At 62.9% G+C, this 13,914-nt stretch carries 15 protein-coding genes; 2 read left to right on the forward strand and 13 right to left on the reverse strand.

Translation table 11 applies throughout. The annotated features are described in order from the left end of the window. Positions 1-6: 6 nt before the first annotated feature. The 9 genes from VMA09_03380 to VMA09_03420 are packed head-to-tail and all read right to left on the reverse strand — an operon-like array spanning position 7 to position 10,058. Positions 7-1,500, reverse strand: coding sequence for an oligosaccharide flippase family protein (locus VMA09_03380; protein HUA32620.1), 1,494 nt, complete (start codon positions 1,498-1,500; stop codon positions 7-9). After that, positions 1,497-2,918: a sugar transferase gene (locus tag VMA09_03385; GenBank protein HUA32621.1), complete on the reverse strand. Its 1,422-nt coding sequence runs from the start codon at positions 2,916-2,918 to the stop codon at positions 1,497-1,499. The genes VMA09_03380 and VMA09_03385 overlap by 4 nt, the downstream gene beginning before the upstream one ends. After that, positions 2,915-4,045 carry a DegT/DnrJ/EryC1/StrS family aminotransferase gene (locus VMA09_03390; GenBank protein HUA32622.1) on the reverse strand — a complete coding sequence of 377 codons (1,131 nt, stop codon included), beginning with the start codon at positions 4,043-4,045 and terminating at the stop codon, positions 2,915-2,917. Before VMA09_03390 ends, VMA09_03385 begins: the two co-directional genes overlap by 4 nt. Continuing rightward, positions 4,026-4,568, reverse strand: a complete 543-nt coding sequence (locus VMA09_03395) for an acyltransferase (GenBank protein HUA32623.1) — start codon at positions 4,566-4,568, stop codon at positions 4,026-4,028. The genes VMA09_03390 and VMA09_03395 overlap by 20 nt, the downstream gene beginning before the upstream one ends. Further along, the gene (locus tag VMA09_03400) at positions 4,558-5,658 is read right to left on the reverse strand and encodes a Gfo/Idh/MocA family oxidoreductase (protein HUA32624.1); all 1,101 of its coding nucleotides are present in this window, start codon (positions 5,656-5,658) and stop codon (positions 4,558-4,560) included. The genes VMA09_03395 and VMA09_03400 overlap by 11 nt, the downstream gene beginning before the upstream one ends. Next, positions 5,648-6,424, reverse strand: coding sequence for a hypothetical protein (locus VMA09_03405; GenBank protein ID HUA32625.1), 777 nt, complete (start codon positions 6,422-6,424; stop codon positions 5,648-5,650). Before VMA09_03405 ends, VMA09_03400 begins: the two co-directional genes overlap by 11 nt. Then, entirely contained in the window at positions 6,421-7,794 is a 1,374-nt protein-coding gene (locus VMA09_03410) for an AAA family ATPase (GenBank protein HUA32626.1), read from the reverse strand. Before VMA09_03410 ends, VMA09_03405 begins: the two co-directional genes overlap by 4 nt. Before the next feature lie 6 nt (positions 7,795-7,800). After that, entirely contained in the window at positions 7,801-9,306 is a 1,506-nt protein-coding gene (locus VMA09_03415; GenBank protein ID HUA32627.1) for a GumC family protein, read from the reverse strand. A gap of 17 nt (positions 9,307-9,323) precedes the next feature. Beyond that, positions 9,324-10,058, reverse strand: a complete 735-nt coding sequence (locus tag VMA09_03420) for a polysaccharide biosynthesis/export family protein (protein HUA32628.1) — start codon at positions 10,056-10,058, stop codon at positions 9,324-9,326. A gap of 380 nt (positions 10,059-10,438) precedes the next feature. On the opposite strand from VMA09_03420, the gene VMA09_03425 reads away from it, so the two are divergent. Further along, complete coding sequence (locus VMA09_03425) at positions 10,439-10,924, forward strand: hypothetical protein (protein ID HUA32629.1); 486 nt, start codon at positions 10,439-10,441, stop codon at positions 10,922-10,924. On the opposite strand, the gene VMA09_03430 is transcribed toward VMA09_03425, so the two are convergent. The 4 genes from VMA09_03430 to VMA09_03445 all read right to left on the reverse strand — a co-directional run bounded on the left by VMA09_03430 (position 10,925) and on the right by VMA09_03445 (position 13,008). Then, complete coding sequence (locus VMA09_03430; protein ID HUA32630.1) at positions 10,925-11,920, reverse strand: tyrosine-type recombinase/integrase; 996 nt, start codon at positions 11,918-11,920, stop codon at positions 10,925-10,927. Then, positions 11,917-12,402 carry a tyrosine-type recombinase/integrase gene (locus VMA09_03435; GenBank protein HUA32631.1) on the reverse strand — a complete coding sequence of 162 codons (486 nt, stop codon included), beginning with the start codon at positions 12,400-12,402 and terminating at the stop codon, positions 11,917-11,919. Before VMA09_03435 ends, VMA09_03430 begins: the two co-directional genes overlap by 4 nt. A gap of 211 nt (positions 12,403-12,613) precedes the next feature. Then, positions 12,614-12,865, reverse strand: a complete 252-nt coding sequence (locus VMA09_03440) for a hypothetical protein (protein ID HUA32632.1) — start codon at positions 12,863-12,865, stop codon at positions 12,614-12,616. Then, positions 12,862-13,008: a hypothetical protein gene (locus tag VMA09_03445; protein HUA32633.1), complete on the reverse strand. Its 147-nt coding sequence runs from the start codon at positions 13,006-13,008 to the stop codon at positions 12,862-12,864. The genes VMA09_03440 and VMA09_03445 overlap by 4 nt, the downstream gene beginning before the upstream one ends. Positions 13,009-13,562: 554 nt before the next feature. Between VMA09_03445 and VMA09_03450 the strand changes: the two genes are divergently transcribed. Beyond that, positions 13,563-13,914 (forward strand): RHS repeat-associated core domain-containing protein (locus VMA09_03450; GenBank protein HUA32634.1); only part of this gene is annotated, 352 nt, incomplete at its 3' end.

The raw sequence follows: 13,914 nt of genomic DNA on the forward strand, positions 1-13,914 counted from the left end.
CCCTTCTCAGCCTTGCGCACGTGCTACCGCCGGACGCGTCGCGATCAAGGCGCCCAGCAGCTTGGACGTGGTTTCGAATTCGAACCAGGCCAACACGATCGCGGGTCCGATCGTGACTATCGGCAGCGCCATCGCGCCGTGAATATCCCCGGCGTCGGCGAGGAGTTTGCCCGCTGCCGTCGCAAGCGCGCACCAGAGCGCGCTCTTTATTCCCGGCGCCGCATTGGCAAGCAGGCTCATGAACGCGGTGCCGATAAGCGTGCAGACCAGAGCATGCGCGAGCAGCGTCATCGCGCCTTCGAGCAGACTCATCCCGAGGCTCACGCCGAAAAGGCCCGTGCCCGCGAGCGTGCCCACGGTCGTGATCGTCGCGATACCTCGCGCGCCCTGAACAAAAATTTCGTATGCCGGGTGATTCTTGGCGTAGTAAATCGATCCGACCGCCATCCTGAGGCCGATCATCGCGAGGCCAAACGACATGATTCGCAGCGGCAGCGCCGTGCCCGCCCAGGCGGGGCCATAAAGCGCCGCGATAATCTCGGGCGCCGCCACCGCGGCGCACGCCGCCATCGGAATCACGAGCCGTCCCGAGTAATCGACGATCGCCCGATAGCCCTCGCGCAGCGCCGAATCGTCATTCTGCAGACGGCAGAACGCCGGCAGCGCGACGCGCCCCGCCACGGCGTACACTCGATCAGGCACGAAGCGCAGAAGGTCCCACGCCATCGAATAGAAACCGAGCTGGGTGCTGCCGAGCAGCCATCCGACCATCATGAAGTCGGCGTTGGACGAGAGCGTTCGCAGCGCCTGTCCACCGACTACGCTCGATGAAAACCGCACCAGGGCGAGGTCGCCCGCAATCTTGAAGCGCAGGCGCGGGATGAACGGGTCGGCGACGTAAACCGCTAGTCCATGCGTCGCCATCCGCGCGGCCAGCCCGGTGATCAGGCTCTCGCGCCGATGGCCCGCGATAACCATCGCGATCGCGGTGCCGAAAAACGCCGCCTCGCCAAATACGTCGGCCCTGGCCAGCGGCGCGAATCGAAGCCCACGACGAAGCCGCACGCCGCTCACCGTCGCGCCCGACTCGATAAGCATCGGGATGCAGATCGCGCGCAAGGCCCACGACAGCGACGGCATCCGCATTGCCGATGCGATCGAAGGGGCGGCGCAGAACAGGGCAACTGCGACGGCGATTGCGGCCATCGTCGAAACCCAAAAGCTGGTCGCTTCGAGATCGAGGCCGAGCGTCTCGCGCTGCACCAGCGAATCGCTTAGACCCGCAGCCGCAAACGGCACAAGAAACATCGAGATCGCCGCCACCACCCTGAAGATTCCGAAATCCGACGGCATCAGCGCTCGCGCCAGCACCACGAAGCCGCCGAGCTTGATCACCTGCATCGCGACTTCCGCGAGTGCATTGTCGCGCACCCCGCGCAGCGCGCCGTTCCACACCGCGCCAACGATGCTTTCGGGTTCGATCTGATGAGGCTCGCTCACGCGCCGTCTCCATGAATCATCGCCGGCACCGTGCGGAACAGGATCGCGAGGTCCTGTCCGAGCGACCAGTCCTCGATGTACTGAATATCGAGCCGGACCATCTGCTCGAATGACAACTGGTTACGTCCGCTAACCTGCCAGAGACCGGTGATACCCGGCGGCGCTTCAAGGCGCCGGCGATGCCAATCCTCGTAGCATTCGACTTCGTAGGGCAGGGCGGGCCGCGGTCCGATAAGACTCATTTCGCCGCGCAGCACATTGATGAGCTGAGGCAGCTCGTCGATACTGAAACGCCGAAGCCACCTGCCGACCGGCGTGATTCGCGGATCGGCGGTCAGTTTGTAGACCTGGCCGTTATCGGCCGCTGCGGGATTGTTCGGCCGAATCCAGCTGCGCACGTAGTCGCGATGGATCGCGTCGGAATTCGTGGTGCGCATGGTGCGGAATTTGAGCAGCTCGAAACGCCGGCCATGAATTCCAATTCGCGTCTGACGAAAGAGCAGCGGCTCACCGTCCAAGACCAGCGTTGCCAGCGCCGCGAGCGCCATGAACGGCGCCGCCAGCACCAGCAGAATCGAAGCGACGGCGATATCGAACAGGCGCTTCAAGGCGAAGTTAAGCCCCTCGATATTCGACGAGCGCGGGCCGATCAGCGGCACCACGCCAGCCATGTCGACCGTGAGCCCGACCGACAGCGAGCGGAACAGCGACGGCATCACCTTCCAGCGGACGTGCAGATGCTCACAGGCGCGGACGGCGAGATCGACTTCCTCGCTGGTCGCGTCGGGCTCGACGATCGCCGCCTCGAGGCCGTGATAGCGCGCGGCAAGATCGTCGAGCGCCTCGATCCCGCCCAGCACCTCGCGGCCGCGGTACGAATCGTCAGGATTCTCTGAGTCGAGAAATCCCAGCAGTTCGTAATGCGGCGCCTCGTCGAGCAGCTGGTCGGCAACATAAGTCGCAAGGGGGTTGAAGCCCACGATCACGAGCGGAGTTGCGATATTGGCCCGCGCATAGATCGCGCCTATCAGCAGCCGCGTTAACGACCGCGCGAGGGTGACGAATACGATCGCGAGGACGAGAGCCAGCGCCGCGGTCAGCCGTGGCGGCGGCTCCAGATGGGCCGCATACCACGACATCAGCCCCAGCATCGCTGCGATCACGGCCGCCTTCGAGGTGGCGAGCAGATCTTCGATCCGGCCCGGACGCGGCCGATGAAGCCGCACGATCCCAGCCGCCAGCGTCCACATCGCGGTCGCCAGCGCGAGCGCTTCGAAGCCCGGCGCCGCGGCTTGTCCATGACCGCCGGACGCAACTATCGGATGGATCCGTGCCGCGACGACCAGCGCTGCGGCAAACGCGCCCGCGCCGCTGGCCGCGTAAAGCATTCCCTGCCGGCGATGCTCGTCGAGGATCACGCAACCTCGCGGACGATCCTGGCTACTTCGACCGCTTCGGCGTCGGTCAAATGGGGATGCATCGGGAGCGACAGCGCCGTATCAGCCAGCCGCTCGCTTTCGGGGAACTCACCCGCGCGGTAGCCGAGATACGCGCACGCAGGCTGCATATGCAGCGGCACCGGGTAATGAATTCCCGACTGGATAGCCGCCTGTGTCAGCGCCTGCTTAATCGCTTCGCGCCTTTGGCTGCGGATTACGTAGAGGTGATAGCAGGACTCCGCGCCTTCGATTTCGCGCGGTGCCGCCACGCCGCTTTGCGCCAGCATCCGCGTGTACGCCGCGGCGATCTCGCGCCGGCGCGCGTTCCACCCGTCGAGATGCCCAAGCTTGGCGCGCAGCACGATCGCCTGGATCGCGTCGAGGCGGGCGTTGTAGCCCAGCGCACTATGCGTGTAATGCGATAGCCGTCCATGGTCGCGCAGATTTGCGATCTTGTCGGCGAGATCGTCGTTGTTGATGGCGACGGCGCCGCCTTCGCCCCACGCGCCGAGATTCTTGCCCGGATAAAAGCTGAAGCATCCGGTGTCGCCGAGCGTCCCGGCGCGGACCCATTGCCCGTCGAGTCTTAAGCGCGCGCCATGCGCCTGGCAGGCGTCCTCGACCACGAAAAGTCCATAACGCTTTGCGATCTCAGTGATCTCGGCCATCGGCGCCGGCATCCCGTATAGATCGACTGGCAACACCGCGCGCGGTCCGTTGGCGGTGCCGAATTTTCCGCGCCGCAGATACTCTTCGAGCGCGGCGCTACTCATGTTGCAACTGACGGGATCGATATCGACGAACGCCGGCCGCGCGCCCGTCTGCACGATCGCTTCGGCGGTGGCGATAAACGTGGCCGGCACGGTTATCACTTCGTCGCCGGCGCCGATTCCGAGGCCCAGCAGCGCCAGCCGCAGCGCGTCGGTGCCGCTCGATACTCCCACCACGCGCCGCACGCCGAGATAAGCCGCGAACTCGCTCTCGAACGCCTCGACCGCCGGTCCTCCGACGTACGAGCAAGTCTCCATCAGATTGGCGAGCTCGGGTCCGACGGTACCTGCGATTTCGCGATTCTGCGCGGCGAGGTCAACGAACTTTATGGTCATCTGCCAAGGTCCTCTTTGATTGCATCCGTGGCCCAAGCGCGCGCATCCGCGCCGGCTGTCCCACTGCGAGCTCGCCGGCGGGAACGTCATGGGTGACGATCGCCCCCGCCGCGACCATCGCGCCCGCGCCGATTTCGATGCCGCACATAATGATCGCGCCGCTGCCGATCGACGCGCCGCGGCGGATAATCGTGCGTTCCATCAGCCAGTCGTCCTCGGTCTGCAGGCTGCCGCCCGGGTTGGTCGCGCGCGGAAAGCGGTCGTTGATAAACACGACGCCATGTCCGATAAACACGCCGTCCTCGATGGTCACGCCCGAGCAGATAAAGCTGTGACTGGAAACTTTGCATCGCGCGCCGATCGTCGCGTCGCGCTGAACTTCGACGAACGCGCCGATCCGTGTGTCGTCGCCGACGACGCATCCGTAGAGATTCACGAACGGCGCAAGCCGCACGCGCGCACCCAGGCGCACGTCGGGCGCGACGCAAGCATGAGGCGTCAGCTGCTCGCCCTCAGTGCTCATTGCGCACCGTGCCGTCCGAATCGATCGCGACCGGCCGCCCGCCCATCTTGAGCGACTGATTGGCGGCTTCGAGCACGCTCACCACGCGCCATCCGCTCATCCCGTCGGTCGCCGGTGTCGAACCCGCGTTGATACAATCGACGAAGTGCTCACATTCGACGCGCAGCGGCTCGACTTCCTCGATGCGCGGAATATGGATATCGCCATAGCGATACGAGAGCTGAAAATCGCCGAAGGTGTCGTAGCGCGGCAGGACGGTGACGCCCTTGTCGTAGACGCGAATTTTCTCCTGCAGCGCCGTGTCGTCGTACACCAGCATCTTGCGCGAGCCGACCACGGTCGTGCGCCTGATCTTGTTGGGATCGAGCCAGCTCACGTGGATGAACGCGATCTGGTTATGGTCGAAATGGAGCGCCAGTAGCGCTACGTCTTCGATATCGGTGCGGCAATGACTCTGGCCCTGGCACGAGACCGCCTGCGGCATCCGGCCCATCAGCTTGAGCGTGATCGACACGTCGTGCGTGGCAAGATCCCACACCACGTTGACGTCGCGCTGGAAGAGTCCGAGGTTGGCGCGGGTCGAGCTGATGTAGAAGATATCGCCGAGCTCGCCCGCGTCGATTAGTTCGCGGATTTTCAGCACTGGCGCGCTGTACTCGAACGTATGCCCGACCATCAGGGTCAGCCCGTCGCGCCGTGCGCGCTCGAGCAGCCCAAGCGATTCCTCGGCTGAGGTGGCCAGCGGCTTTTCAATCAACACCGCCTTGCCCGCGTCGAGCAGTTGCATCCCGATCGGGTAGTGAGTGCTGATCGGCGTGGCGACGACGGCGGCTTCGATCTCGGGATCGTCGAGCACGCTGTCGAGGTCGGCCGTCGTTTCGACGCCCGGGTAGAGCCTGGCGATACTGTCGCGGCGGTCCTGGCTCAGATCGCAGCATACGATGCGATCGGCGCACTTGAGCTGATTCAGGTTGCGGACCCAGTTGGGTCCCCAGTAGCCGAGCCCGACTACGGCGATGCCGCTGACATGCCGGGGGCGACTGATCACGGTCGAAGGAAGGGCGGAAGTAGTCGAGCGTTCAAGCCTCACTTGTCTCTCCTGTGCCCAAGAATTGGCGCACGATCTGCGGTACGGGGTTGCGTTTCGAATTTAAAACCACGCCAGCTACGGGGCGGCCCGCGCCATTTAGCGCGCGCACCGTGGTGACGAGGTCGGAGCGTTCGGTATGGCCGTAGCGCACGACCAGCACGATCGGATCGTCTTCGCGCGCAAGGCCGAGGGTTGCGGGATCGAGCCGGAGCACGCCGAGGTCGACGATCGCGACCGGATAGTCGCTGATAATCGCATCGAGCTCGCTCGCCACCTGCGCCATCCGCTCGGGCGACTTCGCGACGCAGGTCGCCAGCTCCATCCGGGCAAGCCCGGTGCGCACGATAAAGTTGCCCGTGGGCGAGTCGGCGATAATCCGCGGATCGGGCGCGCCTTCCTGGCCGATCAGCTGGCGCAGCGTCGGATGCCGCAGATGCGCATCGACGAGCAGGGTGCGCATCCCGAGCCGCTGGCTCAGATCGACGGCGAGCGCGACGGCCACGCTCGACGCGCCGTCGCCGGGACGGCATCCGCTGATCAGCATCCGGACCGGCTTCCGAACCGTGGCGGCAGGTGCGACGCGCTCGGTGATACGCTGGATCGATCGCGCGCGCGAAAGCCGCGCCGCGACCGCATGCACCGCCGGCACCGCCGTGATAAGCGGCGCGACGTCCTCGGGCATCTCGTGCAACTCCTCGGTCGCACGGCGGCCGACATGCGGGTTGGATTGGGCAGACCGGTTGAACGCTTCAAAATACTTGCTCATCGCGATTCTCCGTTACCGCTGCCAGGGGCGGGAATGAGCGTGACCGTCTGGCCGGGAAAAATGACATTTGAATCACTGATTTGCGGGTTTGCGTGCATCAGGCGCGAAACGCCTGCGGCGTCGCCACTGCCGAGGTAGTTTCTGGCGATCGAGCTCAGCGTGTCGCCCGCTTGCACGACGACTCCCGCCGGCTCTACCGACGCATTGCTGGCCTCGGCGCGCGGCGAGTCGGCGGCCGCAGGACTGCTCGGCGCCGACAGCGCAAGCTGCGCCTGGCGAGCGGATTCGCTTTGGCTGTCGTCGCTCGCCGAACGACTTGACGCGGAAGCTGGACTTGCCGATTGCGATTGGGCGATCGCCCTTTCCTGCGGCCGATATTCTTGTGCGCCCGTGGAGTCGAACCGTGCACGAAAGTCGCCGTTCGCGACGAGATACCATCCGCCCAGCACCGCAGCCGCCGAGACTCCCGCCGCCGCGATTAGCGCAGCGCCTCGCCGCCGCGACGAGCCGGTCACGGTTGGCTCATTGCTTTCGACTTCCACCGAATCGCCCGTGTCGCAGGCGCCGCGCAGGTTGTCGTAGTCCGCAACGGCCGCGTCGACGTCGGACGCGCGGACCCGGCGATGGCCCTCGGCGTACGCCGTCATCATCGCGTTATGGCAGAGGATATTGATTCGCCGCGGCAATCCCTCGGCGCTTACGAGCACACGGTTCAGCGCGCGGCTCGTGAAAACCCGTCGCATCTCTGCGCCGGCAGCGCGCATTCGATGCTCGATATAGGCCGCGCTTTCCTCGCTGCTGAGTGGATTAAGAAAGGCGCGCGCACCGATTCGCTGATTGAGTGCGCGAAAACGTGGACGTTTAAGCCGCTCGATCAGCTCCGGCTGTCCGACCAGCACGAGTTTGAGCGGCGCCAGCGCACCGGCGCCGAGATTCGACAGCAGCCTGAGTTCGTCGAGCACTTCGTCGCTCAGCGCCTGTGCTTCGTCGAAAACCACCGCCGCGCGCCCCTCGGGAGCAAGCGCCGCGAGCAGATCGCGAATCGCGCGCAGCAGACTGAAGCGGTCGAGACCCGACGGCGCGGCGCCAAGTTGCTCGGCGATATGGCGAAGCATCTCGGGATACGAAAGCCCGGGATCGCTGACGCACGCGACGCGCACGTCGCGCCATCCGCGAGACACCAGCGCCTGTACCAGCGTGGTCTTGCCCGCGCCGACTTCGCCCGCGAGCATCGTCAGCCCGCTCGGCTCGCTAAGCCCCCATTCGAGGGCCGCGAGACCTTCGCGATGCCCCATGCCGAGGTAGAGAGACTGCGCAGGAGCGGTGGGGCCGAAGGGCGGCTCCTTGAGTCCGAAGTGCGAAAGATACATGCCCTGTTACATCTCGTCCGGGAGCACCGCGAGCGTGGAGAGGCCGGTGTATTCACGAATGGCTTGCGCCGAGTAAATGCGCTGATCGCGCCATTCCTCGAAGAACGCCGCCGCAAGCCCGAGCACAAAGCCCAGTGCGATTGCCGCTATAAAGTTCAGCGCGACGTTGGGAAAGATCGGCAGCAGCGGATCCGTCGGCGCCTGCACGATACTGACGTTCAAAATCCGATGCTGATTGAGTGCTTCGGCGGCCCGCGCCTCTTCGCCCTTGCGGATGTAAGAAAGATACGCGTCCTTGTCGGCGTCGACTTGCCGCTGCAGGCGCTCGATCGTCACGCCGTCGGTGGTGAGCGAGTTCATCCGCTGGCGATTACGGTCGAGCTCGGAGGTGAGCGTGTCGCGGCTCGCTGCGAGTGCCGCAACCTGGGTGCGCGATTGCGCCAGTTCTGCATCGAGGGCGGCCCAGGTCGGATTGATGTCGTTGGTCGATTCCTGGACTTCGGTGTGATTCTCGCGACTGAGTATCCTGCGCGCCGCGTCGAGCTTGGCATCGATATCGCGAATCCGCTGGCTGGTCGGCTGGTAGCGGCTCAGCAGCTCGGCGCGCTCCGCTTCCATCTGAAGGACCTGCGGCTTGAGCTGCGACAGCGCCAGGTTCTGGACCACGCGCGACTCCTTGAGCGTGTAATGGGGCGTTTCTTTGAGCTGCGCGTCGAGCGAGCTTATCTGCTGCGTGGCGCCGCTCAGCTGGCTCAGGGTTTTTCGATATTCAGTATCGAGCGTGTAGTACTCGAGCACCGACTGCGACTTCTGATCGCCGAGGCTCATGATCCCGGTCTGGATCTGCGCGGCCCGCAGCGCTTCTTCCGAATGATGCAGTTTGTCGCGCAGCAGGTTGGCCTGGGCCTCGAAGAAGCTCTCGGCCTGCGGATCGTGCGAGACCCGCGCGTGCAGCGCGAGATACGCGTCCATCAGGCGGCGCAGGAATTTTTGCGACCAAGCCGCATCGTGGGCGCGGAAGACGACTTCGATCACGTTCGAGCGATTGATAAGCGAGACCCGCACATGGCTCTGGAGCTTCAGGATTTCCGCGTCATGGTCGGTAAGATGCGGCATCCGATGCAGCGCGCCGTACATAAAACCCGGGATCCCGGTAACGAGGCCGAGCGCGCGCGAGGCCTGCTGCGCCGGACCGCCCTCGGCCGGTGCCTCTTCACCTTCGAGGGCGTCTTCGATGAGATATGGATTAGTCAGTATCTCGACTTCGGAGTTGAGCTCTTCCTCGGTCACGGGATTGGCAATGTTGCGCGGCGTGTCGACGTCCTGCGTCACGCCCGGCGAGGACAGAATTGACGCGGCGTTGGGCAGCACCAGTACCTTGCTGCGCGACTCGTAAAGCGGCGGCCAGATGAGCGAGCCGGCCGCGACGATCCCGACCACGAACAGCATCACGCGTTGAATCAACGTCCGGCGGCGGAATATCACTTCGATCCAGTATTGAATGTCACGCATAAACTGTTCTTCCCGCGTCACGGAATTGGCGACAGCGAGAGATAAGGTTCGATCGGCAGCAAGTCGCGCACGTACTGCTTGATCGCGAGGTCGGCGTTAGCGATACCGCTGCGCGGCACGTAAACCACGTCGGCGGGCAACAGGGCCATGTCGTCGCTGCCGGGCTTGCCGCGGTCGAGCGCCTTGAGATTGATAGGAGTCTCGTCGATATTGCCGCAGGCGTCGCGCCGCGCGACGACGACATTGGCCGGCCCAGCCTCCGGGGTAAGGCCCCCGGCGGCCGAGATCGCCTGCGCCGCCGTCATCCCGGGATGCATCGGGAATTCGCCGGGCTTGGTCACCTGGCCTGCCACGTAGATCACCCGGCCGGGCATCGAGGTGACCAGCACCGAGGCTTCGGGAAAGCGCAGCTCGGTCGAGTACGCCTTATCGAGCATCGAGGCGAGCTCGTCGGTGGTGCGCCCGCCGGCCTGCAGGTCGCCGACCAGCTTCAGGCTGATAATACCGTCGGGACGGACAGTAATTTCCTTTTGATCAAACTCAGGACTGAGATAGAAAGATATAGACAGTTGATCGCCGGGTTGAATTATATAGTGAGATTGATCGCCGCTTTGGTCGGAAATACTAGGTAAAGCACTTAAGCATAATTTACTAGATGGAGCAGCGGCGGCGGATTTGATGTCCCCATTTGAAGCAGTCGATGCGCACGCGGCGAAGCCCAACGTGCACACGAGGAAGCCAATGGAAATCATCTTCATATCCATCATTATGATTCATATGAGATCATCCTGTCGCCCTTTGGCACTGTGTTGTTAACTTGCCGAACGTCGAGTGATGTTACTGAGTAACTCAACTCGGTGGGCGATTGGCTAATGCCTGCAGATTCATCAGTTCGTCCCAGTCAAGACATTGAGAAGTAGCAACTGAGCAAAACGCTTACATAGTCGTGGAGTATATTGAGGTGATAACGTTGCCCAACATAGCGAGGCGAAGAATAGATCTGACCAGGGATTGGAGAACGGATGTCGGTCGCGCAACTCGCATCGCGATCCTGCTCCTGGCTGCGTCCGCGGTCGTCGGGACGTGACCCGCGGTTTGCGCCGATCAGACCGAGCCGGGCGCTGGCAACTCGGTGGCGCAGATGCTTGCCGCGAAGTCACCGTTCGTGCAATCCGCCTACAAGCTAATCGTGACCCGGGGGCATCAGATCAAGGACGAGAGCATCCGCAGCGCGATCCTCGATGCGTTCGCGAACGAGCGCACCTGCGTGAAGCATCGCGCGGGACTTTCAGATGCAAACAAGACAAAGATCGTGGCTGAGCTCAAGAGCGCGGGGCTTATCGATGGTGCCGACGGTGCAATGTTTCCGGGCTGCGTGATCGCCGGCATATTTCCCGCGCTCGTCGACGACGGCGGCGCGTTCCCTCGTCTGCCGATGCGTTTCTTTGCCAAGCCAGGCAGTTTGTTCCACGGGCATCATTCAACCTTGTCTTTCGTAGTCCCGTGGGTCTTATGCCGATATCGGCATAACACACATTATGCCGACTTCCGGATTATGCCGCGTTTTTCAAACGGGTCAGCGTGGCTCATGGGGCGCGCGCGAGAGATGTCGGCATAATTAGAGCCCTTCGAGGAAGGCGAGCATCTCATCGGTTGGGCGATCGCGACCGGGCGCGAGTGCAACTGGCTGCGTTTTCGCCATCGCTTTTTCCTTCAGCTCGATATCGGCGTGGACGTACATTTGAGTGCTTTCGACGGACTCGTGTCCGAGCCAGAGCGCGATCACGGTTCGATCGACACCGTTCTGGAGTAGCTGCATCGCAGCGCAGTGGCGCAGCACGTGGGGTGTTACGCGCTTCCCTTTGAGGGTTGGGCAGGTCCTGGCAGCCAACTCGACATGCTTGCGAACGATCCGCTCGACGGCATCGCGGCTGAACCGATCGCCGCGATTGCTTACGAACAGCGGCTCGCTATCGGCGCCGCCGCGCTCAGCAAGCCACACACGGAGCGCTTCCACACAGTCTTTTCGGAGCGGTGTTGTACGCTCTTTTCGTCCCTTGCCCATGCATCGCACGTGCGGCCCGGTGTCAAGCACCACGTCGCCGCAGGTCAGATGGATCAGCTCCGACACGCGAAGACCGGTCTGTAAGGCGAGCAGAAGGAGCATTCGATCGCGACGGCCCGATCGAGTCGTTGGATCGGCGACCCGGATGAGAGCTTCGATCTCGGCGCGGGTGAGGAAGTTGATGGTTCGCTTTTCGTATCGCTTGGACGGCATCGCCAGTACCTGCTGACAGTGATGCAGAAGCTGCGGCTCATTGCCGGCGACGTAGTTGAAGAAGGACCGGATCGCTGACAGCCGCGTATTGCGGCTGCGCGCGACATTGCCGCGTCTGGTCTCGACGAAGGTCAGGAAGCTTCCGATCAGATCGGTGTTGATATCGGCGATCTGAAGCTGGGTTGGCTCGCGCTTGAGTCGGTCCGCCGCATACCTCAACAGCAGCCGGAAGGTGTCGCGATAGCTCGCCACCGTATTAGGACTGGCGTGGAGCTGGGTCGCGAGGCGTTCGGTGAAGAAGCGCTGCACATAGATCGGGAGCGGATGCCGCTTCATCGCGACTCCCTCCCGGCGAGGTTACGTTCCGCACGTTCGCAAGCAAGCCGCAACAGTTCCGGGATTGCCTCGATGTACCAGTAGGTGAGATCAGGCCTTGCATGCCCCAGATAGGTGCTGAGCTTGAGCATCTCGCGATCGGGATCGAGACCACAACGATACCAGTCCATCATCGTGCGCACCGCGAACGTATGGCGGAGATCATGGATGCGCGGACCGCGGCCATGTTTATTGAACGACTGCGGCTCGCGAAGGCCGTTTCGCTGGCAGACCAGCGCGAAGTTGTAGCGGGCGCAGCAGTCGGTCGGGCGCTCGCCATTCTCGAGCAGGAAGAATGCGGCTCGGCCTGCTCCCAGGATACGATTGCGTTCTGATCGATAGGCCTTGAGTCGTTCAGTTGCACAAGGCGAGATCGGAACGAAACGGCTCTTGCGGTTCTTCGCGCGGCGGATCGTCAGAACGCCTTGCTTGAGATTCGACATCCTCTTCGTCGAGAGCGAGGGCTTCGTTCACGCGGAGCCCGGTCACAGCGATCAGTCCGAACAGAGTCGAACAGGTCCAGCCGCGCAGCCCGTACGATGATGGAAGCCGCGCCGCCTCAGCCACGATCTCGGCGATCCGATCGTCCTTATAGATGTAGGGGCGAGTCCGGCGCGGTCTGCTGGTTATCAGCGCCCGTGGCGGAACTTCGGTTCAGGCATCGAAGCCCTGAAGCCAGCCGGCAAAGACTCGCACCGTACTGAGCCGGGCCAGCCACGTCAGGTTGTTGGCCGAGCCATAGTGCTCCTTCCAGCGCAGGAACAGATCGATCGTTATGTGGTCAGCCCGTTCGCGGTCGGCGAACTCCGCGAACTTGCGCAGCACCCGTTCCGCGAAGAAGAGATCGAAGCCGAGGCTGCGGCGCATGGCGATGTACTGTTTTAGGTGGACGGCGAGAGTGATCATCGGGTGCCTCCTCCAACCGGCCATGGGAGTGCGATCAAGCGCAGCGCTTCGATGTCGTACTTCGCATAGATCGTGGTGGTCATGCGCGAGCGATGGCGCAGCACGTCCCCGATCTCGTCGAGCGACGCACCCTTGCGGAGCATCTCAGTCGCTAGACTGTGGGCAGCAGGTGCGAGCCGACCCACTCTGCGGAGGCTTCATGCCAGTCTTAGCGAACGCCTCCCGCAGGACGCTGTTTAGGATCTGTCCATCCTTGAAGGGCACGTGCGGTCCTTGCTCCGAGACGAACAGTACACGAGAGACGCCAGCACGCCCGTTTCTGAGGTAATCCACGATCGCTTCGCCCACGTGAAGGCGTTCGGCGGCTCATCGTTTTCCTATGACGCGTTTGGCCGGCGGTACTCCGCCAGTCTTTCGGGAAACGGGACTTCAAATTATCTCAGCGATGGAGTCTGGGAAATTCAGAACAGCAATTCGAGCCGGCTGGATCAGTTCTTTCGGATGCCTGGCACCGGAGAGGTATTGAACTACTCAAGCAAGACGGGATCAACAACTACGAATCTCATTCCCATTCACGATTCGCAAGGGCAGTACGATTGCTCTGATAAATCCGACAACCGGCAGTCTTCAAACACTTTATATTTATGACCCGTTCGGCGGCGTCACCACGGCTGGCAACTCAAGCAACTTTCCGTTCCTGTTCGCGGGAATGGAGTATGATGGCGCTACGAGCTTGTTCCATACGCTCAACAGGTACTACAGTCCGCAACTTCAACGTTGGCTGTCCGAAGATCCAGTCGGCGTCCGTGGCGGAAGCACAAACTTTCCGTCGTATGCTGGAAACGACCCCATCGATAAAATTGATCCGACGGGACTTGAAATCGACCCAGTTACCGGAATTGATGATGGAAGCGCACTATCAGATGGTGCGTTGGCTTCGGTAGAACCTACCTCCCTTGGCATGCCCGCCGCGTTTGAAGGGAGGTACTCCTTGGGCGTCGCCAAGCCCGGACCGGGTAGTGTAAAGGCTGCGTCGCACGGCGGCTCAA

The organism is Candidatus Binataceae bacterium (assembly GCA_035508495.1).
GTDB lineage: Bacteria > Desulfobacterota > Binatia > Binatales > Binataceae > JASHPB01.

Excerpts from the sequence above, each read along its gene's own strand:
- VMA09_03410 (HUA32626.1), bottom strand. The coding sequence starts at position 7,794 with ATGTATCTTTCGCACTTCGGACTCAAGGAGCCGCCCTTCGGCCCCACC.
- VMA09_03405 (HUA32625.1), bottom strand. The coding sequence starts at position 6,424 with ATGAGCAAGTATTTTGAAGCGTTCAACCGGTCTGCCCAATCCAACCCG.
- VMA09_03415 (HUA32627.1), bottom strand. The coding sequence starts at position 9,306 with ATGCGTGACATTCAATACTGGATCGAAGTGATATTCCGCCGCCGGACG.
- VMA09_03430 (HUA32630.1), bottom strand. The coding sequence starts at position 11,920 with ATGAAGCGGCATCCGCTCCCGATCTATGTGCAGCGCTTCTTCACCGAA.
- VMA09_03435 (HUA32631.1), bottom strand. The coding sequence starts at position 12,402 with ATGTCGAATCTCAAGCAAGGCGTTCTGACGATCCGCCGCGCGAAGAAC.
- VMA09_03445 (HUA32633.1), bottom strand. The coding sequence starts at position 13,008 with ATGCTCCGCAAGGGTGCGTCGCTCGACGAGATCGGGGACGTGCTGCGC.
- VMA09_03420 (HUA32628.1), bottom strand. The coding sequence starts at position 10,058 with ATGATTTCCATTGGCTTCCTCGTGTGCACGTTGGGCTTCGCCGCGTGC.
- VMA09_03390 (HUA32622.1), bottom strand. The coding sequence starts at position 4,045 with ATGACCATAAAGTTCGTTGACCTCGCCGCGCAGAATCGCGAAATCGCA.
- VMA09_03395 (HUA32623.1), bottom strand. The coding sequence starts at position 4,568 with ATGAGCACTGAGGGCGAGCAGCTGACGCCTCATGCTTGCGTCGCGCCC.
- VMA09_03440 (HUA32632.1), bottom strand. The coding sequence starts at position 12,865 with ATGATCACTCTCGCCGTCCACCTAAAACAGTACATCGCCATGCGCCGC.